Annotated in this window: 1 protein-coding gene; it reads right to left on the bottom strand. The window is 68.7% G+C overall.

Features of this window, described 5'->3' with window-relative positions:
• Positions 1 to 227 (bottom strand): AI-2E family transporter (locus EXE45_RS19175; protein ID WP_137695215.1); only part of this gene is annotated, 227 nt, incomplete at both ends.

The raw sequence follows: 227 nt of genomic DNA, 5'->3' as shown, positions 1-227 counted from the left end.
CCACACGAAGAAGGCGCCGATGAGCGGTAAAAGCGCCAGCACCGCCATCACGAACGTCCAGAACACCACGTTGGGGATCCCGGCGACCCAGAGCCCGAGCCCGGCGATGACGGCCTGAAGCAGCGAGACGGAGATGTGGCCGATCACCACCCCCCGCGTCATCGCGTCGATCCGGTCGACGAGGTCCGCCGTGACGTCGGGCGGCAGCGGGCTCGTGTCCCGGATCC

Origin of the sequence: Halorubrum sp. SP9, from assembly GCF_005435015.1 — an archaeon.
Lineage (GTDB): Archaea > Halobacteriota > Halobacteria > Halobacteriales > Haloferacaceae > Halorubrum > Halorubrum sodomense.
The sequence above is the reverse complement of the archived record's forward strand: the minus strand, read 5'-3'. Positions and strand labels throughout refer to the sequence as shown.